The sequence below is a fragment of the Halorubrum cibi genome (assembly GCF_900182635.1).
Classification (GTDB): domain Archaea; phylum Halobacteriota; class Halobacteria; order Halobacteriales; family Haloferacaceae; genus Halorubrum; species Halorubrum cibi.
Genome location: NZ_FXTD01000012.1, coordinates 36,821 through 56,530, shown reverse-complemented (window position 1 = coordinate 56,530; position 19,710 = coordinate 36,821). Strand labels below are relative to the sequence as shown.

Sequence of the window (19,710 nt, the reverse complement as noted above, 5' to 3'; positions counted from 1 at the left end):
AGTTTGATATCCAAGACTTCGATGCTATCTGGAAACCGTATTTAACTCCCGTCGTCTCTGAAGTGGCGAAGGGGATACCGGAGATCGCGTCTGAGAGACGGATAGGTCACGTAGGGAGAGCGCTCAGATCAGCTCACGTGTCCCGTTCAGCCTCCCCCAACCACTTCACCATCTCCGGGTCTCGGTGGTCGAAGAACTGGCTTTCTCCTTCGTCTAGTTCCGAAATCGTCTCCATTTCCTCCGTGGTGAGTTCGAAGTCGAAGACATCGAAATTCTCGGCGATCCGGTCGGCGTGAACCGACTTCGGAATGGCGACGATTTCGCGCTGGATGAGCCATCGAAGTACTACCTGTGCAGCGGATTTGCCGTGGCGGTCTCCGATCGTGGTCAACACGTCATGTTCGAAGATGTCGTTCTGGCCTTCGGCGAACGGCCCCCACGACTCGTGTTGGATGTCCTGTTCCTCAAGGAATGCTGCATCCTCGGTTCGCTGGTAGAAGGGATGCGTCTCGATCTGATTCACTGCCGGGACGACGTCGTTGTGGACCATGAGGTCCATCACCCGGTCGGGGTGGAAGTTGCTGACTCCAATGGCCCTGATCTTGCCGTCCTCGTAGAGGTCTTCCATAGCCTGCCACGAACAGTGGACGTCGCCGTAGGGCTGATGAATCAGGAACAGGTCGAGATAGTCGAGGCCCAGTCGGTCCAACGATCGCTCGAACGCGTCCAACGTAGCCTCGTAGCCGGTGTCCCGGACCCAGAGTTTTGACGTCACGAACACCTCGTCTCGCGGCACGTCGCTCTTCTCGATTGCCCGCCCGACCGCCTCCTCGTTCTCATACGACGCCGCAGTATCGATGAGTCGATACCCTGTTTCGAGGGCTTCCGAAACACTTCGTTCGCACTCGTCGAGGTCCTCGATTTGATACGTGCCGAATCCGAGAATCGGCATCTCCACACCGTTGTTGAGTTCAACTGTCTTCATCGTAGGTCTCTGTCTACCAGATCAGAGGGATTACGGCCAGATAGCGACGGTGCTAATTGGAAACCGTGTTTAAGTGCTCCTGTGTTTGGAGCGCCGAAGAGAGTAGCTGCCGCTCACCCCGCCTGAGGAGTCTCGAGAGCGAGGGTTGTGAGATGCCGAGTTCCGCAGCGAGCTCCTCGGTCGAGGTCTGGCGTGGGCTCTCGTAGTAGCCACGAGAGAGCGCGAGTGTCAGCGCCTCGTATTGCCGTTCAGTCAACCCAAATGGGAGATCATCGTCCGAGGTAGATGAAGTGGAGGTCATCGAGATGAGGTCGAGCGAGATCCCGTAGTTCTCACAGCGGGTCCGGGACTCCATGAACGAATCACGGTCCTTGTACACTTTCCTCTCGTACCACCCCTCCGGTGTGACGACTGTCGGCTCGAGTTTGGCCGCTACAGAACTTCCTCCACTGAATACTTCCGAGATCGCGTCGTCGAGGTCTATCGTAAGGTTGTGGACGGTTTGCTCGCCCGCGTAGCCGATCGTTGTCGCCTCTTGGACTTCGTCCAGCGATTCCAAGTTGGCTTCTGAAACGTTGACTTCGGAATCGATTCTGACGATGAACATCCGGGCGTCCTGTTCGAAACAGAGCCCATGGACGCACTCAATTTGGTCCGGTGGGAGTCTCTCAGTGATACTGACCAGCGGGAGAGACGGTGAACTGAGGCAAAACTCAGTCGTAATTGTCATACATAGACGTATGCTTCACCGGTAGTTAACGTTCGGGACTCCCGTGTTTACAGGGATTCTTCCAGCAGGAGATGGTCTGAGCAACCCCATTTCCCGTAGAGCAAATCAGGTGATCCGACCCTTGGCACGTTGAGTACGGCTGATGGATGAATCATCTTCAATAGTCTTCGGCAGCTCTGGTGGGTAGCTGATCCGTTGTAACTCAAGGGCAATTCTGGGTTGGTAGTGTTTATCTCCCCCGAGAGGGGTGCGGGGGTGCCTGAATACACTCACCGCAGCACAAGCTATGAATGAGTCCGAAACACCGTGGAGAGATGAATCGCTCCTGTATGAACTATACTGGGAAGAAGAGTTGAGCACGAACGAGATTGCGGACGAGTTGAACTGCGATCAGTCGACGGTCTGGGAATGGATGAACCGCTACGAGATTTCGAGACGAAGTTCGTATGAATCAGCAACGAACAGACGGCTCCATCCAGCGGTGTTCATCGACCGCGGATACGTTGTTTGTGCGTCGAACTACCGTGGTACAACTGAATCAGTTGGAATTCATCGGCTAGTGATGATTGCAAAACACGGGTTCGATGCAGTGGCTGGAAAACACGTTCACCACCGAAATGGCGTCAGGTGGGATAATCGTCCAACGAATCTTGAACTACTCGGTCAATCCGAGCACGCACAGCGGCACGGGTTCGGTATCAAGATTCGTCCGCCAAGTAGAGATTGGGACGAGTCAAAGCGGGAGCGTGACAAACGGGGGCGGTTCAAATGACTCAGGAAGGATACGTCGGCCAGCGTCGTCAAGGGACGTTGGAAGTAGTCCGAACTCCTGATGGGACGCGGCACACACCGAACCGAAGCCTGGAACTTGTAAACCACAGTCCGAGCGGTTTCGAGGTTGGCTATCAAGGCAGTGGCCCGGCACAACTGGCCTGTGCACTGCTTCTCGATTACTACGAAGACGAACGAATCGCCTTAGATCACTACACCCAGTTCAAGAATGAGGTCGTGAGTCAACTGAAGTGTACCGGTCCTAACGGGCGTTGGCGACTCACCGGTCCTGAGATTGAAGCGGTAGTTGGTGCGGAAAGGGGTGAGCTCATCGTCCCACAATAGGATTGCGAGACCCTGTTATCATCTGAGCAGCTGTTGGGCGCATACCCAACACACTTATCGTGTTGGGTAGCAAACCAACAGATGAGGGATGGGCCAAGAACTCACGCACCGCTACACCCACGTCGAAGCCGGGCTCGTCGAGAACGTCGTCATCCGACGGACGACCGACACAGATGCCTACCCGTCCGGTTGGAAGTATACATTGCACCTGGGAACGCTGCAAGATCTGACGCTCATCCGTTACGACAACGCTCACGAAGACACCAAAGGCCACGAACTCCACACCGCTGCCGGGGAGGCAGACGTCGAGTTCCCTGGTATGGAAGAGCTCATCGTCGAGTTTTGGGCTAGTGCTGACGAATACTGGGATACGATTGGTGGCAACCCACCCCGTCCCTATTGAACTGCAGATACAATACAGATCCAACCCACCCGAACATGACCACGCTTCACATCACCGTCGGCGATCGAGCACAGCTCCGAGAGGACACGCTCCAGTTCATTCAGACTGCCGAGGCTGATGAACTGGATGCAAGCAATGAGCGTGCAGTACTCCAGTTCGGGACCTATGACGATCTCGTCGACAGCCTCACTCCACTGCGCCTCGATCTCATTCAGGCGATCGCGAAAGAGCGCCCATCGAGTATGCGGGAGGCTGCACGACTCGTCGACCGCGACGTCTCCGATGTCCATGCAGATCTGAAACAGCTGGAGGTACTGGGTATCCTAGAGCTCAAGGAGGGAGGCCCTGGCGGAGCGATCCAGCCAGTTGTCCCCTTCGATAAAATCGAGATGCACATCGACTATCCACTTCTCGACGACGTCGACGTAGACAGTACTCCCGCTAGCGCAGACTAGCCACTTGTTTTTCACCCTCCGAAAGGGTGCGAGGGCTATCAGATAGCTCTCGTGGAGAACGTATGTCTGACTCAAAGCAACAACCAAGTAGAGCAGTTGAATCGCCGTCCAGTGGAGAAAGCACGAACCGAACCGAGTACGTCGAGCGAAGCGATGTCGGCGTCTCACTCACCGTCAAACTCACTCGCGGTACTGGCACCCGCGATCAAGACAAGATCACGGCCAAAGTGAAGGGCAAGACGCTCGAAGACGCCCGCGAGGATATGGAAACCCTCCGCGAGTATATCCACGACCTCGCTGAGGACACTCGCCAGATCCAGCCAGCTGACCCACACGAATAGTACTTCTTTTGACTATTGCACAGAATTGTGTAGCCGCAGGATGTACGAAGTATGGGTGAGAAGGAACTCAAGGTCATCCTCGCGCTTGACCCGAGGGATTCCATCTCAGGCGTCGCTCGGAACATTGACGAGAATCGGGAGACGATACGTCGCGTACGACGATGGACTCCATCTCGTCGATCAGACAATCCGAGACGTCGGTCTCGAGTTCCTGACGGCGGCAGCAGACACCTCGCCACCGTCGATCTCGGAGGCGTACGTCCTCCCGCAATTCGCGGGGATGGAGTATGCTTATACCGGCATCGATGCGGTCTACATCTGGACCCGCGGTGGCTACCAGGTCGCTCGCGACCCGGGGGATTATCCGCTGTTCATCGCCGTCCACGAATCCGAACTCGACGCCTGGGCGGAGTTCTTCGATCGATTCGGAATCCCGACTACAGAGCAGCGCCAGCCCGCTGACGACCTCAATAGTGCGATTCAGGTGGTACTCAAGCCGCGGCCACAGATCGAGGCCGAGATGGTCGACGGACGGCCCGTTATCTCCCTCCAAGAAACCGTAGCGTTCGCAAACGAGCACTACGCGCACTTCCAGTCAGCACTCGACATGCTCGGCCGCATGTACGACAGCGTCGACACTGACGCGAACTACCGTCCAACTAACGTAGAGTTCTGACAAAGAATTTCTTCGACCGGGAGTGGCCTAGCAGCTGTTTTTGTCGCCTTGAGAGAGCGGAGGCGGACAAAATGAGCGACTCATCGAATCTATCCGTCGAATCAGACGGTCTCACACCGGAACAGCGTCTCGAACCGCCAAACACCCGACTCATCAACGCTGGTATCGCGACGATTCACGACATGGAGACGCTCCGAGCCTGCGTCGCCTACGAGAACGCGAATCAGGGGCGCATCCAGATCCTCCGCCGGCTTGAACAGCGGGCCAGCGAAATCCGCTCACAGGACGACTAACGGAACATTCGGGAATGCCTGTCGGAGCCTTGGTGGGGCTCAAATAATTGACCCACCGTATTAGGGACCAGGATATTATAGTTCAGACTATTATAGTCTGGTTCATAACTTTGGAGCATCAACTGGCGGGTCAACGCTGATCGCTGGCGAAGCGAAATTTACCAACACCCCCCTCGGCTATGACGTACTCGCGGACCTCGAAGACGACGTGGAGCAAATCGATTGGACACCAACCGGAGGTGGTGAGCAGACGTATGAATTCGCCTTGTTCAGCCGCTCTGGGTTCAAACGCTCCGTCGAGGAAGCTGCAGACGAGCGTGATGATCTCCGGCTATTCGATCTCTCCGATATCGTTGCCATTCTCGAGAGTGGAACCACCCATTGACGCCGGAGGGTACAGCTGGGGATAGTTTTTCTCCCCAAAGGGGTGCGGGGGAATCAAACGTCCCCCCGCCAGGTGAACCAAATGAAAGACTCCAACGATACGACAGCGTATCGAGTGACGATTACTCTTGATAGTGCGAAACTCCCCGTCGACGAGCAAGCCCGCAGCGCGCTTCTCACCGAGTTTCGCTCACGAGTCGGCCATCTTGTCGAAGGGCTTCGTGGCATCGACGCTGAGCAAGATGACATCGACATCAGTACTGGCTACCGATATGCGCAAGTTCCGGCAACGTGCCCACTCTGTAGCGAGCGACTCGATCTACAGAGCGTCCATCTCGATACAGAGAACGGAGCCCTGGCTAGCGCGGTGTGTTCGAGCGAGGAGTGTGACTGGAGCGGTGATGCAGTTTATCGAATCATCGACCTCGAGGGCAGCGAAAGCGACGCCTTCGAGAGTAGTGTACTGACCGGAGATATCGCGCCGGACTACCTCCCTTACTGAACTGAGATCTGCGAGGTATCTCTGCTGAACCGACAACGTAGCAGCCCCCACAGGGAACCAGCCCGATTAACCAACAGGAACCGTACAACAGCAACCGATGTTGGTTAACGGCTAGCCGCCGGTAGCAGTTTTTCTCCCCCAGGAGGGGGCGCGGGGCGAGTTCCGCGTTGATTCATTATGGCACTCACAGCGAAGACAACCAGCAACGCAGCCAGTGAAATTGCAGCTGCTCGGCAGGCCGATCAAATAGCGTTCCTCCATCGAGTTCCGTTCGCATTAGATGCATTCAGCCTCGGTTTTCTCACCGGATTTCGGGAGGACTGTACCTACCAACAGCAGCAGTTCAAAGCGTTAGAGTTGCCTGTCGGGATGCTCGATAACGATTTTCGAAATCCAGACCTTGATCGGTACGTCGAGCGCTTTTTCGATCACGAGCCCCAGATCGGGGTGATTGGTGATGCCTACGGAGTCGACGAGGTAGACCGATACGTCGCTGCTGCTCGCGAGATCGAAGGAAGCTACCCAGAATCAGACCTCGTCATCGTCCCCAAATGCCGTGGCGCTATTCACGCGACCCCTGATGACCTCGTCGTCGGGTACTCCCGGGGATACGCCGACCGACTCGCTCACGAGTTCTCAGAGCCGAGCGATTGGCGTGGTCGTCGCGTCCACATACTTGGAGGGAGTCCGACGAAACAACTGGACGTCATTAAGCAGCTCACCCGTCCCACACTGACGGGAGACCCACCCGCAGATATCGTCGGCCTTGACTGGAATGGTCTTCACCGTGGCGCACAGTTCGGCGAATTCTGGACACCTGGTGGGTGGGACGACAGTGGTCGCGACGCTGAGCACATGACGATCCGAAAAACTGTCCGATGTAGTCTCGCGAAGGTTCGAGAATTCTGGCAGGCACGAGGCGTATGGCCCGAATCGACAACGAAGAAAGACAGCATCGAGTTCGAGTATCGCGGCCCGTCACCGAGTGATATCGAGGGTGCAGCGTGTACTGAGTGCGATGTGAACGTTTGGACGACTGAACGAGGTCCCTTCGTAGCAGAGTATGATACGGGAGAGATCTGTGGGTATTGTAGCTACGACTGCTACTTCACGCATCGGCATCAGAACCAGCTCGAAGAGCTAGCCGGCGAACAAAGCGTCTACTTCCCGCCAGCCTAAGCAGTGAGTCTTTTTTCGCCCCCGGAAGGGGTGAGGGCTCGAAAGAGAGCGTACAAGAGAGTGATTCCACATGAGTCAACAAAAGAACCCGAGTGACATCTCAATCGATCAGATTCCAATCGACCTACCGAACACCCAGACGTCCGATGTAGATCCAGCAAACGTTCCCGAGGGGATCCAATCGATCACCTGTGGACTAGCAAGCGAGCACCCGCCGACGAATCCGCTCGTCGTGCTGAAAGCGGCCCGCTGGTGGTATATTCACGGCAAGGATGGCACCGACCCCGCGTTCCAGTGGGCCATCGAGTGGTCACGGCACCTCGCGACAGACACGCCCAGCGACGTAGAACAGTTCGACGAGTATCTCGAGTACCTCGTTACAGTCGGATTCGCCGACGAGCCACACGAACTCCGGTACTAAGCCCGCAGTCTGAATGGCGGCATCGAGCGTCATTCAGTCACTCTGCCCGACATCGAAATCCAGTAACTGATCAGGAGCATCTGGGACCAACCACGCCGGGACAACTCGTGTGAGGACAACCATTCCCGTCAATTCGACGAGCGTCTGAGTGACGACGACCGCCGGTGCAAGCGCGTAGCCCGACGGGAGTGCAAGCGCCAGTGGGAGGATGACCAACGAGTTCCGTGTGACGGATGTGAACACGAGCGCCCGACTCTCGCCGACGTCCATTCCTAAGAGACCGGCCACCAGCCGTCCGAGCAACGGCATAATAACGAGGAACGCCACGTACACTGGGACAACCGACATGATTTGTCCGATCGAGTCCTGCACGCGCGGGAGCTGGGAAGCGATGACGACGAACAGCGTTGCCCCCATCATCGGGACCGGCAACCAACCCATCGTGTCCTGCCACTGTTCACCACGACTGGAACGCTCCGACCAGTATTCGGTCGCCCACGCGAGCGTCAACGGGAGCGCGATAATGACGACGAACGCCTCGATGAACGGCCCGGCTTCGATGAACTCGGCCACCTGCTGCCCCATGAACAGCCAGAGGTACATCGGGAGCAACAAGAGCTGGATAAGCATTAGCGCCGGCGTCGCCGCAGTGATCTGCTCGGCGTCACCGCCAGCGAGTTCGGTGAACGTGATGACGTAGTCGATACACGGCGTCAACAACACCATGAACGCCCCCACGAGGATGACTGGCTCCTGCGGGAGGAATCGTGTGAGGCCGAACACGACGACCGGCACGACCACGAAGTTCATCCCGAGTGCCGCGGCCATGAACCGGCCGTTCCGGAACGCCCGCCGAATCCGGACAAATGGAATTTCGAGGAACGTGACGTACAACAGCACTGCCAGCACGGGATTGATCAGCGGTTCCAGCACCGAACTCGTACTCGGACGGCCGAGGCCGACTCCGATCGCGAGTAAGACGGCAACGAAGTAGATACCGACTTGATTGTGCTGAATCCACCGCTTCGAGAGCGAGGTCATAGATTTACGGAGAGGTAACCGGTGCCGCTATCCGTCAACCCAGATCCTCTCATTTCGTAGAAGTGGTGGTAGCAGGCGTAAGTTCCCATCGGTGAATGGCGAGTAGCAATAGTACTGTGAATCGTCCTATCGGAGAGTAGCTAAGGTTGTCAATTGCGGTGAAGAGACGTGTTTTTATACGCCCCTGAGGGGTGCGGCGCGTCCTGAGCTGACGTAGTTGCCGTGAACTCGATTTACAGAAAACCATGGCTACGAGTAGTGATTCGTCGGTCTCGTTCGAGAAGACCGACATCCGACACGACGAGATGCACAGTACCATCGAAGAGTGGATCGACGACCTCGTCGACCGCGTCGACGATGCACAAGCAAGTGAGGAGTTCCAGGAGTGGTTAGACGTCCAGAGTCGCTTCCACGACTATTCGCACAGAAATACGCTCCTGATCAAGCTCCAGCATCCAGAGGCAACGAAGGTCGCAGGCTACAACACGTGGCGAAACGACTTCGATCGGCACGTCCAGGAAGGCGAGCAGGCCATCTGGATCTGGGCGCCGATCATCACCAAGCGATGTCCCGAGTGTGAGAATTCGCCCAGCTACCACGAGAAAATCGGCTGTGAGTACAACGAGACGTCGGCGGATGAGTGGTCGAAAGGCCTTGTCGGGTTCAAACCAGCACCAGTCTTCGACGTCTCCCAAACCGACGGAGAACCGCTTCCCGAACTGGAGACTGCAGCGATGGGCGACGCCGACGACCTGGTGCCAGCGCTCAAAGGAGCAGCTGATGAACTCGGTGTGACGGTACGCATTGTCGATGCTGACGACTGGGACCATGGCGACGCGAAGGGAGTCTGTAAGTACCGGAGCCTACACGACCTCCAGCCAGTCGTCGAAGCGATAGCCCGATCGAATCAGGCAGATCTCGCTGTCACGCTGATCCATGAGTACGCCCACGCGTTGCTCCACTTCGATATCGAAGATGAACCCGAACGGGCAAAGCGCGAGGTCGAAGCAGAAGCCGTCGCGTACATCGTCGGTCGGTATTTCGGACTCGACACGAGCGGATCTGCGTTCTATCTCGCTGCGTGGCAAGGCGATGACCCGGAAGCGATTCAAGAGCGCCTCGGTCGAATCAGTTCCACTGCTCAGGAGATCATTGGGTCACTCGTGGAATAACGATTCAGACAACCTCTGGAACTCGTCACAGTCGGGACGAATCGAGTTCCGGGTGCGGTCAACTACCCCACCCTAAGCGCCTTCGGTGCTTTGAGGGTGGGGCTTGTCCATGAACTCGGCGTCGAACCCTTCCGGGTGGGCGGTAAAATCGCCGCTCGGCGTCACTGTTCCAGACTTTAGGGCAAGCTGACTGTCGCCCGTCCGCCGAGACGACTGTTGGCCCCGACGGACGTACCGCATTCCGATGTTCTTCGCCGCGTTATAATCCGCGTTCGCTTCCGATTCGCACTTCACGCATCGGAAATCGTTACGTGTCGGCCGATTCTCGTCTGCCGTAAAGCCGCATTCGGCGCACCGCTTCGACGTGTACGCCGAACCGACTTGCTTCACCGCGATGCCTTCCGCTTCGGCTTTGTACGCCACCTGCTCGTACAGTGTTCGGAACGCCCACTTGTGCCCCCACGACGCACCCGTTTGGTCTCGGATATGGGTCAAGTCCTCGAACGCAATCACGTCACACTCGAATCGGAGTGCTTCCGTGACGATGGCGTTCGACGCTCGGTGGAGAACGTCCCGAACGTAGCGTAGTTCACGGCCACTCGATTGTTCGAGCGTTCGGTGGGCGCTTCGCGTTCCGGTCTGTTGGAGCCCGGCACGTACCTTCTCAAACTCACGGAGGTTGTGGGACAACTCCCGCCCGCTGAAGAAGGAGGCGGTACTTGTGACGGCGAGGTTTTCGATACCGAGGTCGACCCCGAGAACCGTTCCGTCCTCGGCGGTGTTTCGTTCGGTATCGGTCTTGTGGCGGCGGAAACCGATGTGCAAGAAGTAGTCGTCGTCGCGGGCGGTGAGCGTACTTTCCGTGACGCTCCATTCATCCGAGTCGAGGTACTGCCGTTGGTAGCCATCGTCGGCGTCGGGCAGAGCAAGTTCGCACCGGACTCGATTCTCCGTAGTGGAGAGTGACACCGTATCGTCGCCAAACAGCGTCATGGTCCGAGTGTCGTACTTCACTGTCGGGGCAGTGAAGGTGGGCTTGCTGGCTTTCTTGCCTTTCGAGCGGCGTTCGAGATAGCCGGTGATGGCTTGGGCGGCTTGGTGGGTGGCGAGAATCGCGTGTTGACTGCCGAGGTCGGTCTGTTCGCGCACAGTATCGTAGGCGAGGGGCTGGACGTCGCTTTTGGCGTTGCACGTGCCCCACGCCATATCGGTGGCGAGTTGGCAACCACGCTTCCACTCGGAAATCGTCTCTTCGAGGAGGTCGCGTTGCTCGTCCGTAACTTCGAGACGAGTGATTGCCGTCCGACGCAAGTAGTCGTTTGCCACAGTTTCAATGTAGGTGCGCGGCTATTTATAGACTGGCGTTTGTAATCGATACGAATGCGCTCCTTCCCCTCCCGACTCGTTCGTTTTGCTCGCTGCTTGAAGAGGGGGACTCCGCGCTACCGTTTCACTTGAAAACGGTTTTTCACGCCGTCGAAGGGCGACGGCGTGCGCGAACTCGTCACGTCGATTCAGCCGAAATCATGACCGAACGAACTGACGACGTCGAGACACGGAACGAAGATGAAACAGAACACGAAGAGCGGGTGTACTCTCCGGATGGTGGAGTTGTAGCATCGACTCCTGCAGCTTCGACACCTACTGAGGCGATCCAACAACCCACCATTGGCGAAGACCCGTCTCAGGAGGAACTCGAGCCTCGCACAAAGCGAGCTCGAACCGAAGAGATGGACGTCTCGCTACTCCAGAAGGGAGGAATCTACGAGGTACAATCGGAGTCAGGGAACATCTACGAGGTCGATGTCGCAAGTGAGACGTGTACGTGTCCAGATTTCACGAAGCGGAATCCAAGCGGTGGGTGTAAGCATCTACGGCGAGCCGATCTCGAAATTCGGGAAGGAAACGTCCCTCGTCCTGATGGCCGTCTCCCGGAAACGACGGACGTGGTCGAACAACTTGCAACGGAGATTCGCGAGCTGGACCAAGAAATCGAAGAACGCGAGGACCGTCGGCAGAAACTCGAAGCCACGGTGGCGGTTATCGAGGAAGTCTCGTTGAGTAGACGAGAAATTAACCAACAATTCTAAGATATTGCCCAACAACGTTGGTTAAAAGAACCTGTCCAATGTCCTATTCTCCACCAGACCCACCTCGAGAAGTCCCAGCAGACATCGCTTCAAAACTCGATGAACAATCCCCAGAGATACTCCGACAAGTCGCTCGATTCGCAGAGGAACTTGCCGAACATCGCGAGCGGGAGGCACGACTAGCTGAAAACGAGGAGGATGAGGAGGTCGAAGAACGACCAGAGGACCTCCCCGATGACGTCCCGTCGAAGGCGACGATCACGATCAAGGAGATCAATGACAACCGCTACTACTACTGGCAGTGGCGAGAAGGGGAGAAGATTCGTTCCCAGTACAAAGGCCCCGTCAGTCCCGACGAGTAGACGAGATAGAACCATAGCTGAATCGACGAGTAGACGAGATAGAACCATAGCTGAATCGACGAGTAGACGAGATAGAACCATAGCTGAATCGACGAGTAGACGAGATAGAACCATAGCTGAATCGACGAGTAGACGAGATAGAACCATAGCTGAATCGACGAGTAGACGAGATAGAACCATAGCTGAATCGACGAGTAGACGAGATAGAACCATAGCTGAATGTTTGTTCCAGCACCATTGAACACGTAGCAGGCGACACCCCCCAGAGTGTGAATGGGTTCAACCCACCCCACACCCCTCAGTGTGAATGGGTCCGATCAGCCCAGACAGGTGAAACTCGTCGAGAACATACCCATCCCACGTTTCCGTCGTAACTGGATGTAGGTGGAGAGGGTGCGGCTGACTTCGAAGGGACCACACCCCCCGCGTTTCCGTCGTTTCGTCACCTGGCCAAAGTCGATAGTTGTGGAATAGAAGGTAACCTCGGATCACCTACCCCCTGTTTCCGACGTATCGAGAGATACACTCTTGACTAGGGGTGTGGTGAGCGATCGAACCGGGAGCTAGGCCAAGTTTTCCAACCGGCTGTCCCGGAGGACAGATTTCAGCACGATGCCGGTATCCTGCACCAGCCGATGCTCAAGATAACTGCCTTCACCCCGACCACCACCGGTCCGAGTAGATTCAACGACACCGAGGAACGCCTGCTCTTTCAACAGTTCGTAGACGCGGTGCTCGCTGAGAGTCTTCGCGTCAGCCTTCTCTGTCGTCGCCTGATACCGTTCGTAAATCTGGTTAGTAGAGAATCCATCTTCGTTCGGATTCTCTTCGGTGAGCAGCGCGAGCGAATAGAGGATGAATTTGACCTGGGTCGTCGACCCGCGTAGCAGCTCCTCGAACCGATCGATTTCGGCCCACTCCTGGGCATCGCGAACGTGTTCCTCGACGACCGTCTCGACGTTTTCTCGCTCGGCTAGTTCGCCGGCGTGACGAAGAATCTCGATTGCCTTTCTAGCGTCACCGTGTTCTTGGGCGGCTAGTGCCGCGGTCAGCGGGATCACATCATCCGAGAGAACGCCATCGTGGAACGCGTCCCGTCGGTGCTTCATAATCTCGCGCAGTTGATTCGCGTCGTAGGGTTGGAAGACAAACTCCTCCTCGCGAAGACTGGACTTGACGCGTTCGTTCAGCTGGTCGCGATACTCGATCTTGTTACTGACTGCGATGACGCCCAAGTGGCAATCAGCTTTCCCCGATTCGCGGGCCCGTGACAACTGCATAAGAATATCGTCGTCATCGAGTCGGTCCACCTCGTCGAGGATGATGATGACGGACTCGTAGGCAGTATCCAGAATCTCCCAGAGATAGTCGTAGTATTCACCGCTGCCAATCCCTGCGCGCGGAATATCGAAGTCAGTCTCGTCCGTTTCGTTGAGTGAACGAGTCACCGTCCTCGCGACGCGTGTCTGTGTGTTATGCTGCGCGCAGTCGACGTAGACCGTGCCGACGGACACACCGTTCGACTCCGCGGCTCGCCGGGCTCGTTCGGTGACGTGACGGGCAACGAGTGACTTCCCGGTTCCCGTTTTGCCGTAAATAATCACGTTGTTGGGCGGATCGCCACGAACGATCGGCCTGAGTTCAGCAGCAACAGCCTTGATCTCGCCATCTCGGCCGACGATACGTCCGCTTTCAGGGACGTGGCCAACCTTCAGCAGCTCCTTGCGAGCGAAAATGTTGGCTCGGTCGGGGTCGTCTTCATCAAAGTCGAAGAGGGGATCGTCAGCGGGATCCTCGTAGCGGCCGTCGAAGTCAGAGAGTTGGGACGGTTCCTCAGCCATCAATATCAGACATCGCGGATGGGACCTACTTAATGATTTGGCTACCTCGACCAGAGTGTAAATCGGGCTATGGTCGTCTTCTGATGTTTTGTCGCTGCCGTATCATCCTCACAAAGGGTCGAGTCGGTCCCGAGTGAAATCGGATTCGAAGCGTTCGTTACCGTCGCAGACCGGCACCCCTAATCCAGAGTGAAAACGCCGGACTGGAGCGGGTTTGACACACCCCTGATCAAGAGTGAATAGCCCTCCACCCGGTGAGCAGCGTAGTTGGTTGAGACGACACCCCCCGTCCAGAGTGTATCTCCCGAGCCGGGTAATCAATCATCTCTATGAGAGGACCAACGGCACTGGGTGTCTGCCGTGCGTCAGACACCCCTCGTCCAGAGTGAAACACCGGTGTGACGAGCTGGGGTGGAAAGTGAACCTCGAGTGATGGTGACGAGCGTTCGTCGGCACCCCCAGTCAAGAGTGAAGACGCTGACCAGATCTCCAACCGAAGCAAAGCAGGGTACAACCGGAACTGTCGGGATTGGATATCTTGATTCCGGTTGACGAGGAAGAACGAGAGATACCAATCCCGATTTCGGCTTTGATGCCGCTTAGCTGGTTAGCGAATAGTTAGAATGACGATAGTTTCTTCAACGTCTCATAATACACTGACGACGGAATCGAACCCCCACACCCCTCGTCCAGAGTGAAACGCTACGAGAGTCCCTCGGTTGACCGGGCGGAAACCACACGACGAGTCGGCTGGAAAGTGCTGAAATCACAGGGTATGAGACGTGTATCCCTCTAACAGCAGTCGTCACACAGCCGAGGATCCTCTAAACATACCAATCTACATAGTATTACCTAGAAGTTTTATTACTACCTGCTACTTACCACTCCCCAAGTGCATTCAGCACACAAATGAGGACGAAGGCGGCATTCGTCCGGGTGGTTTCGAACCGCTGCTCGTGTTCGCTGTTCCATTTCTTCCGTGTTCTCTCGTCTCAAGCAGTCTTTCCGTGATTCTTGCTGATCTTCTCTCACGAGAACCCCTATTTCCCGTGGACCTTATCCCACACCTCCGATTGGTTTTCACTCTGGACGAGGGGTGTGTGGGTGAGGTATTCTCTCCAGCTCCCTTCCGTGTCTCCACTCAGCATTAACCAACAAATCTCCCGATACCTCGATAGTGTTGGTTAACCTCTCTCAATCTCGGTGAAGGCGGCCAAGTCCGTTTCCCGAGTTTCCGCGATCTCGCGTTGAATCTCCGTCCGATCGCAGCCAAGCGGTGCCAGCACACTCTCGACAGCTCTGACGAGTTGCGTCTCGTAGTACGACGCATCGTACGACTCTATCTCTTCGTGGGCTAACGCGACTCGCTCTCGCGAGCTCTTCTCGTCGTCGATGACTACGTACTCGATGTCCTGTCCCGGGTGGACGGCGAGGTCCTGCTCTCGAGCCCGCTTCAGCGCCGCCACGTTCTGTGTGTTCTGCGTATATCCCTCCAGCGGCTTGGAGACACGATTCCGTTCGACGAGCTGCTCGACCGGCACCGTTCCAGCGTGGAGGCGCTTGATAGCATCCTGGAGACAGTCGAGTACGGCGTCTGGAGATCGAGTCGCGTTGAGCCGGTCAAGACAGTCCCGCTGGACGTCCTCGATGAACGGCGGGGTCGAACGCTGTCGGGCTTCGATACCTCTGATTTTGAAGTCGTCGTCGCCGGCGACCTTCCCGAAGTACTTCGTCAGCGCGCCGGCGTCGCTCTCGCGCTGCGGGACGAACGCCACCCAGTCGTAGTGGGCTTCGTGTTCGAGCCGAATTTCGACGCGTTCCGTGATCTCCGTCGCGAGCGTCCCGAGGTCCTCGCGGTCCTCGTCGTCGACGTCAGGGTCCGGCGTCACCCAGATGGAGTCGACGATGCCGTGGACGACCCGCCAGCCGCCGGCTTCCAGCCGCTGTTTCGCCGTCAGGAGAATCTCGCGAGCGAATGCGTTAATCGCCTCGTGGCACTCGATGCGGCCGAACTTCGCGTTGCTGAACCCCTGATAGCCGAAGCAGGCGACGAGGATCCACTTCAGCGCTCCCGACCGTCCCTCGAGTTCCGCCAGCCGGTCCTCGTCGGGGTCGTCTCGTTCCTTCTCGTGACGGATGGCCGCCTTGATCTCGTCGCGAGCGTCGATGATCGGCTGTAGCACGTCGACGAGGTAGCCTCGGTCGTCGCAGATCGAGTACCCGAGGCCGGGGACGTTGTCGCGGTCGCTGTGGCAGTCACATCGGATGACGTCCGGCGAGACGTTTTGGGTACAGATGATGTTCGGATACAACGAGGAGAAGTCGAGTTCGTGGACGTTCTCGTGGAGGCCGACCTCAGGCGCGAAGATGAAGCCGCCGCGGTCGGCGTCGTGGAGCGTCCCCATCGGCTTGTAGAACTCGTGGCGCCAGGAGTTCCACGGGACGAGGACGCCACGGTCGTGGGCCTCACAGATCTGGATCGCGGTGAGGACGTTCCCGATCGATGCCCACGCGAGCTCCTGGACGGGCTTTTTCGAGCGCGACACGAGGTCGAGGACGCCGTCGAGGTTCGTCTCCCCGTAGAAGAACGTGTTCGACTCGTCGATGATTGCCCGCCCGGGCACGTTGTACCGCGCCGGCGAGTGGCCGACGCGACCGTAGCTCGAGTACGTCGACCGGCTCGCAAGCTGCTGGTAGTCGATGTCCGGCCACCGACTCAACGAGAAGTCGTCGACGCCGGCGTCCGCCGCCATCTCGTGCAGAGTCGGGACGATCTCGCTCGTCGAGCAGACCAGGACGTCCGGATCGTGTGCGTCGAGCGCCCCTTGGACGATGGTCAGGATATCCGTCGGCGAGCCGGTGACGGTGTCGCCGGCGACGGACAGTTCCCCATAGACGTCGTTGCCCGTTTCGGTTACCGGGACGCTGAGCCGGAGCGTCGACAGCTCGTTCGCCGGCGTCGGATCGGCGCCGGTCTCCAGACAGTACCGGAACTCTCGCGAAAAGTCCACGTTGAAACAGGCGAGATCCCCGACTGGATAGGCCGACAGCTGACGCGCCTGCCGGGCGAGTGGAGTGACGCGATCGATGTGGGCAACGTCGACTGCGAGAACGGCCTCCTCGTCTCGTCGAAAGCCGGGGCGTCGCGCAACCATCTCGGTCGCGACGACGTCCGGGTGCTGGTCGTACACCGACTGGAGTGTCGTGAGGTCGAGGTCGGCATCAGGGTCGCGAGCGGCGACGTAGAAGTGTGGGGTGTAGTCTTGGCGCTCGGTCGCGACGGCGCCGTCGGCAGTTGCCTCCCACTCCAGGACGCGGCCGTCGTCCAGAAAGTCGATACTGAACGGCATCGTCACGGGTTCGCGTCCGGTGGGGCACTCTCCTGGTCATCGCTCTTTGCGACCGCGACTTCGAGCTCCTCGAGGCGCTCTTCGTGGTCGTCGAGGCGGGCCTCCTGTTCGAGATCGATACTGAGCAGCGCCGGCAGCAGCGGATTCTGGTGGTTCAACAGTCCGCTCGCGTCGGCGTGCTCGCGGGCGTACTCGAACAGTCGGTCGAAGCGCGGCTGGTCGCGACGCCGCAGTGCCCGCCGGAACTCTGCCCAGCGCTCTTCGATGGCCCGCAGTGCATCTCGGTACGTCGGGTTCGTGCGTCCCATCGCTATCGGCCTCCTGTCCCGGTCGCGGTCCACGCATCGAGCAAGGGATCCGCAGTGGCCGCCACCGTCTCACCGTCAGCTGTGACGCACGTCCCGACACCCTCCGGGGTCGGCGTCGACGGCGCCGGCGTCGTCGGTTCCACGCCGACCTGCGTGGCGCGTGCCGCGAGCAGCTGCCGCCAGTACGCGAACGTCGTCTGGTAGTACGCGCCGTCGTCGACGGGATAGACGAGCGTCTCGAAGTCCTCACCGACGACCCGTGGGCCCATCCGCGTCTGCTCGCACTCCAAGTGGTGGTCGGCGACCGTCGCAACTGACTCGGTGAATTCGTTTCGTTCGTTTCGCGTAACGAGCACCGGGATGTCGTATCCTTCGGCGTAGGTCGCTAACCGGGCAAGGGTGCGGGCTTGGAGGGTTTTCGCGTGGGTTTCGCTGAGGGTATCGTCGGCGCGATACTGGGCGTCGACGGCCGGCGCTACGATGAGGGCGGGTGTGTGGGACGACGTGTCCTCGTCACGACCTGGCGCCCCTCGACCGGCCGCCCCGTCATCGGCGGTGGACATCTGGATTGCTTTGTTCACCGCTGCCGGCAGATCACAGACAGCGCCGTAGTGCTGATACGCAGTAAATCCGCGTGCGACGTGAATTCGGTTGACCAACCGCTGACTGGGCGCGATCTGGGCGAGTGTCGTCGTCGTCGCGTGACCATTTGCGTCGACCCAGAAGGCGGGCCCGTCGTGCAGGAGGAGATGGTCGAGCACGAGCGACTGCAGGATCGGGACGCCACGGCCTCCCTCGACGTCGAGCAGCGTGATGCCGTCGCCGAGTGACGGCAACAACATCTCGTCCGTAGCCGGATCGGCCTGGTCAGCAAGGGACCGATTGCGGTCAGCGCCCCGTGTCGGCTGGTCCACCGCCAATCGGTTCGACGTTGAGTGTTCTCCCATACTTGATTAGTTGTCTACGTTCCCGATAAGCCGCGGCGTGTTGCTTCCACGTTTCAGGAAACTCGATGTGACTCCTCCAATCCCGGTACAGTCCCGAGTAGTCCCCGATTGGATCCCGTTTCCGAGAATAGTTCCTGAATCCAGCGTTCTCCGTGTTAACCAACATCCGGCCGTATTGGCGGCGGCGTGTTGGTTAAACCTCCTCAGCTGTAGTCTCGAGCCTGACTGCTCGGAATGTTAATGCTCAACGCCACGTTGGAAGAGGTGCTCTATGAGCTACCCACGAACCCACGTCGACCACCGAAACCCCGATCACCACGAGTCAATGCACCCAACTCGAAATATCGTGAACGCCCACGTTGTTGCCGGGGAATTTCTCACTTCGCGGTACCACGAGGCGCTTCAAACTGTTCTCCATCCCCTCGGCGAGTCTCTTGACACCAAAGACCAACATGCGCTCAACGACCTTGGCATCGTCCATGCTAATGGTTCCTTGAACGAGCTTTCCCCTATCGTTCGCACATACGTCAAACTCGATGAGTATTGGACACGCACCCATCGTACTGCGCTCAACGAACTATTCGCTGATCGACGTGCTCACGTCCTGAGTTGCTGTACGCGGTTCCTTTCTGAGTTCCCTCGACACACTCTTGAAGCCGAATCCGGCCGTTCCGGAACTGCGCTGGATACTACCCTTGCTCCGCTTCTCGAGTGCGGATTTCTCTCACACACAGATGATGAGAAAACCCCATACTCTGTTGATGAACACCACGGGCTATACCGACCGACTGAACGGCTCTTCGACGCACTTCTTGACCAAGCAGCTGTTCTCTGTGAGCTTCTGCCCCCGACCGAGCTCTGATCGCATGATTCAGAGCCTTTTCGGCTCTGCAGAAACTCTCTTGGTCACATTCCATCTGCAGTGAAACAGCCGGTACGTGGGTTTGCGTACTTACCGAGAACCTGGAAGAGAACGATGTAGACCTAGAACGGGTCGAAGTTCGGCCTCTTCAGGAACTGAACCGAAAGGAAAACCCCCAGAGTAACCTGTTCAGCCGATTCGACCAAAGCAAATACTGGAAAACTCTCTTAATAACAGACTTCGTCGATGTCA

At 57.7% G+C, this 19,710-nt stretch carries 21 protein-coding genes and 2 pseudogenes; 15 read left to right on the top strand and 8 right to left on the bottom strand.

The window, feature by feature from the left end; translation table 11 throughout:
* Positions 1–133 precede the first annotated feature (133 nt).
* The gene (locus FN829_RS14215; RefSeq protein ID WP_142987616.1) at positions 134–985 is read right to left on the bottom strand and encodes an aldo/keto reductase; all 852 of its coding nucleotides are present in this window, start codon (positions 983–985) and stop codon (positions 134–136) included.
* Between the two features lie 52 nt (positions 986–1,037).
* Positions 1,038–1,715 (bottom strand): helix-turn-helix domain-containing protein, encoded by a 678-nt coding sequence (locus tag FN829_RS14210; RefSeq protein ID WP_185955777.1) that lies wholly within the window; start codon positions 1,713–1,715, stop codon positions 1,038–1,040.
* A gap of 286 nt (positions 1,716–2,001) precedes the next feature.
* Between FN829_RS14210 and FN829_RS16485 the strand changes: the two genes are divergently transcribed.
* The 11 genes and pseudogenes from FN829_RS16485 to FN829_RS14155 all read left to right on the top strand — a co-directional run bounded on the left by FN829_RS16485 (position 2,002) and on the right by FN829_RS14155 (position 7,485).
* On the top strand, positions 2,002–2,487 hold the full coding sequence (locus FN829_RS16485) for an HNH endonuclease signature motif containing protein (RefSeq protein ID WP_142987615.1): 486 nt from the start codon (positions 2,002–2,004) through the stop codon (positions 2,485–2,487).
* A complete protein-coding gene (locus FN829_RS16080) occupies positions 2,484–2,831 on the top strand; it encodes a DUF6166 domain-containing protein (protein WP_221929847.1) in 348 nt (115 codons plus the stop codon). The genes FN829_RS16485 and FN829_RS16080 overlap by 4 nt, the downstream gene beginning before the upstream one ends.
* An 88-nt stretch (positions 2,832–2,919) precedes the next feature.
* Positions 2,920–3,234, top strand: coding sequence for a toxin-antitoxin system TumE family protein (locus FN829_RS14195; RefSeq protein WP_142987614.1), 315 nt, complete (start codon positions 2,920–2,922; stop codon positions 3,232–3,234).
* A gap of 35 nt (positions 3,235–3,269) precedes the next feature.
* The gene (locus tag FN829_RS14190; RefSeq protein WP_142987613.1) at positions 3,270–3,689 is read left to right on the top strand and encodes an HVO_A0114 family putative DNA-binding protein; all 420 of its coding nucleotides are present in this window, start codon (positions 3,270–3,272) and stop codon (positions 3,687–3,689) included.
* A 62-nt stretch (positions 3,690–3,751) separates the two neighbouring features.
* Positions 3,752–4,030, top strand: coding sequence for a DUF7389 domain-containing protein (locus FN829_RS14185; protein WP_142987612.1), 279 nt, complete (start codon positions 3,752–3,754; stop codon positions 4,028–4,030).
* A 40-nt stretch (positions 4,031–4,070) separates the two neighbouring features.
* Positions 4,071–4,706 (top strand): annotated as a pseudogene (locus FN829_RS14180) (RNA polymerase subunit sigma-70).
* A gap of 71 nt (positions 4,707–4,777) precedes the next feature.
* A complete protein-coding gene (locus FN829_RS14175) occupies positions 4,778–4,999 on the top strand; it encodes a hypothetical protein (RefSeq protein WP_142987611.1) in 222 nt (73 codons plus the stop codon).
* Positions 5,000–5,114: 115 nt separating this feature from the next.
* Positions 5,115–5,384: pseudogene (locus FN829_RS16480) on the top strand (ATP-binding protein); the annotation flags it as partial.
* Positions 5,385–5,465: 81 nt separating this feature from the next.
* Positions 5,466–5,885 (top strand): hypothetical protein, encoded by a 420-nt coding sequence (locus tag FN829_RS14165; protein ID WP_142987610.1) that lies wholly within the window; start codon positions 5,466–5,468, stop codon positions 5,883–5,885.
* A 177-nt stretch (positions 5,886–6,062) separates the two neighbouring features.
* Positions 6,063–7,064: a DUF6610 family protein gene (locus FN829_RS14160; protein WP_142987609.1), complete on the top strand. Its 1,002-nt coding sequence runs from the start codon at positions 6,063–6,065 to the stop codon at positions 7,062–7,064.
* Between the two features lie 70 nt (positions 7,065–7,134).
* Positions 7,135–7,485 carry a hypothetical protein gene (locus FN829_RS14155; RefSeq protein ID WP_142987608.1) on the top strand — a complete coding sequence of 117 codons (351 nt, stop codon included), beginning with the start codon at positions 7,135–7,137 and terminating at the stop codon, positions 7,483–7,485.
* Between the two features lie 33 nt (positions 7,486–7,518).
* On the opposite strand, the gene FN829_RS14150 is transcribed toward FN829_RS14155, so the two are convergent.
* Positions 7,519–8,526, bottom strand: coding sequence for an arsenic resistance protein (locus FN829_RS14150; protein ID WP_142987607.1), 1,008 nt, complete (start codon positions 8,524–8,526; stop codon positions 7,519–7,521).
* Positions 8,527–8,771: 245 nt separating this feature from the next.
* Here FN829_RS14150 and FN829_RS14145 point away from each other — a divergent pair, with 245 nt between their 5' ends.
* Positions 8,772–9,698, top strand: a complete 927-nt coding sequence (locus FN829_RS14145; RefSeq protein WP_142987606.1) for an ArdC-like ssDNA-binding domain-containing protein — start codon at positions 8,772–8,774, stop codon at positions 9,696–9,698.
* A 72-nt stretch (positions 9,699–9,770) separates the two neighbouring features.
* Here the strand turns inward: FN829_RS14145 and FN829_RS14140 are convergent, their stop codons facing one another.
* The gene (locus tag FN829_RS14140; RefSeq protein WP_142987605.1) at positions 9,771–11,024 is read right to left on the bottom strand and encodes an RNA-guided endonuclease InsQ/TnpB family protein; all 1,254 of its coding nucleotides are present in this window, start codon (positions 11,022–11,024) and stop codon (positions 9,771–9,773) included.
* A 200-nt stretch (positions 11,025–11,224) separates the two neighbouring features.
* On the opposite strand from FN829_RS14140, the gene FN829_RS16475 reads away from it, so the two are divergent.
* Positions 11,225–11,788, top strand: a complete 564-nt coding sequence (locus tag FN829_RS16475) for a hypothetical protein (protein WP_142987604.1) — start codon at positions 11,225–11,227, stop codon at positions 11,786–11,788.
* 38 nt (positions 11,789–11,826) lie between these two features.
* A complete protein-coding gene (locus tag FN829_RS14130; RefSeq protein ID WP_142987603.1) occupies positions 11,827–12,150 on the top strand; it encodes a hypothetical protein in 324 nt (107 codons plus the stop codon).
* Positions 12,151–12,713: 563 nt separating this feature from the next.
* Here FN829_RS14130 and FN829_RS14125 read toward each other — a convergent pair.
* The 4 genes from FN829_RS14125 to FN829_RS14110 form a co-directional block, all read right to left on the bottom strand.
* Entirely contained in the window at positions 12,714–13,991 is a 1,278-nt protein-coding gene (locus FN829_RS14125) for a Cdc6/Cdc18 family protein (RefSeq protein ID WP_142987602.1), read from the bottom strand.
* 1,184 nt (positions 13,992–15,175) lie between these two features.
* Positions 15,176–17,341: a type B DNA-directed DNA polymerase gene (locus FN829_RS14120; protein WP_185955776.1), complete on the bottom strand. Its 2,166-nt coding sequence runs from the start codon at positions 17,339–17,341 to the stop codon at positions 15,176–15,178.
* Between the two features lie 2 nt (positions 17,342–17,343).
* Positions 17,344–17,649 carry a hypothetical protein gene (locus FN829_RS14115; RefSeq protein WP_142987600.1) on the bottom strand — a complete coding sequence of 102 codons (306 nt, stop codon included), beginning with the start codon at positions 17,647–17,649 and terminating at the stop codon, positions 17,344–17,346.
* A 2-nt stretch (positions 17,650–17,651) separates the two neighbouring features.
* Positions 17,652–18,596, bottom strand: coding sequence for a hypothetical protein (locus tag FN829_RS14110; protein WP_185955775.1), 945 nt, complete (start codon positions 18,594–18,596; stop codon positions 17,652–17,654).
* A gap of 271 nt (positions 18,597–18,867) precedes the next feature.
* Between FN829_RS14110 and FN829_RS15995 the strand changes: the two genes are divergently transcribed.
* On the top strand, positions 18,868–19,458 hold the full coding sequence (locus tag FN829_RS15995) for a hypothetical protein (protein WP_185955774.1): 591 nt from the start codon (positions 18,868–18,870) through the stop codon (positions 19,456–19,458).
* The last annotated feature ends 252 nt before the right edge of the window (positions 19,459–19,710 follow it).

Coding starts and splice junctions, on each gene's coding strand:
- FN829_RS14215 (WP_142987616.1), bottom strand. CDS start 985: ATGAAGACAGTTGAACTCAACAACGGTGTGGAGATGCCGATTCTCGGA.
- FN829_RS14150 (WP_142987607.1), bottom strand. CDS start 8,526: ATGACCTCGCTCTCGAAGCGGTGGATTCAGCACAATCAAGTCGGTATC.
- FN829_RS14110 (WP_185955775.1), bottom strand. CDS start 18,596: ATGGGAGAACACTCAACGTCGAACCGATTGGCGGTGGACCAGCCGACA.
- FN829_RS16485 (WP_142987615.1), top strand. CDS start 2,002: ATGAATGAGTCCGAAACACCGTGGAGAGATGAATCGCTCCTGTATGAA.
- FN829_RS14130 (WP_142987603.1), top strand. CDS start 11,827: ATGTCCTATTCTCCACCAGACCCACCTCGAGAAGTCCCAGCAGACATC.
- FN829_RS14155 (WP_142987608.1), top strand. CDS start 7,135: ATGAGTCAACAAAAGAACCCGAGTGACATCTCAATCGATCAGATTCCA.
- FN829_RS14115 (WP_142987600.1), bottom strand. CDS start 17,649: ATGGGACGCACGAACCCGACGTACCGAGATGCACTGCGGGCCATCGAA.
- FN829_RS14165 (WP_142987610.1), top strand. CDS start 5,466: ATGAAAGACTCCAACGATACGACAGCGTATCGAGTGACGATTACTCTT.
- FN829_RS14125 (WP_142987602.1), bottom strand. CDS start 13,991: ATGGCTGAGGAACCGTCCCAACTCTCTGACTTCGACGGCCGCTACGAG.
- FN829_RS15995 (WP_185955774.1), top strand. CDS start 18,868: ATGAGCTACCCACGAACCCACGTCGACCACCGAAACCCCGATCACCAC.
- FN829_RS14210 (WP_185955777.1), bottom strand. CDS start 1,715: ATGACAATTACGACTGAGTTTTGCCTCAGTTCACCGTCTCTCCCGCTG.
- FN829_RS14185 (WP_142987612.1), top strand. CDS start 3,752: ATGTCTGACTCAAAGCAACAACCAAGTAGAGCAGTTGAATCGCCGTCC.
- FN829_RS14190 (WP_142987613.1), top strand. CDS start 3,270: ATGACCACGCTTCACATCACCGTCGGCGATCGAGCACAGCTCCGAGAG.
- FN829_RS14145 (WP_142987606.1), top strand. CDS start 8,772: ATGGCTACGAGTAGTGATTCGTCGGTCTCGTTCGAGAAGACCGACATC.
- FN829_RS16080 (WP_221929847.1), top strand. CDS start 2,484: ATGACTCAGGAAGGATACGTCGGCCAGCGTCGTCAAGGGACGTTGGAA.
- FN829_RS14195 (WP_142987614.1), top strand. CDS start 2,920: ATGGGCCAAGAACTCACGCACCGCTACACCCACGTCGAAGCCGGGCTC.
- FN829_RS16475 (WP_142987604.1), top strand. CDS start 11,225: ATGACCGAACGAACTGACGACGTCGAGACACGGAACGAAGATGAAACA.
- FN829_RS14175 (WP_142987611.1), top strand. CDS start 4,778: ATGAGCGACTCATCGAATCTATCCGTCGAATCAGACGGTCTCACACCG.
- FN829_RS14120 (WP_185955776.1), bottom strand. CDS start 17,341: ATGCCGTTCAGTATCGACTTTCTGGACGACGGCCGCGTCCTGGAGTGG.
- FN829_RS14160 (WP_142987609.1), top strand. CDS start 6,063: ATGGCACTCACAGCGAAGACAACCAGCAACGCAGCCAGTGAAATTGCA.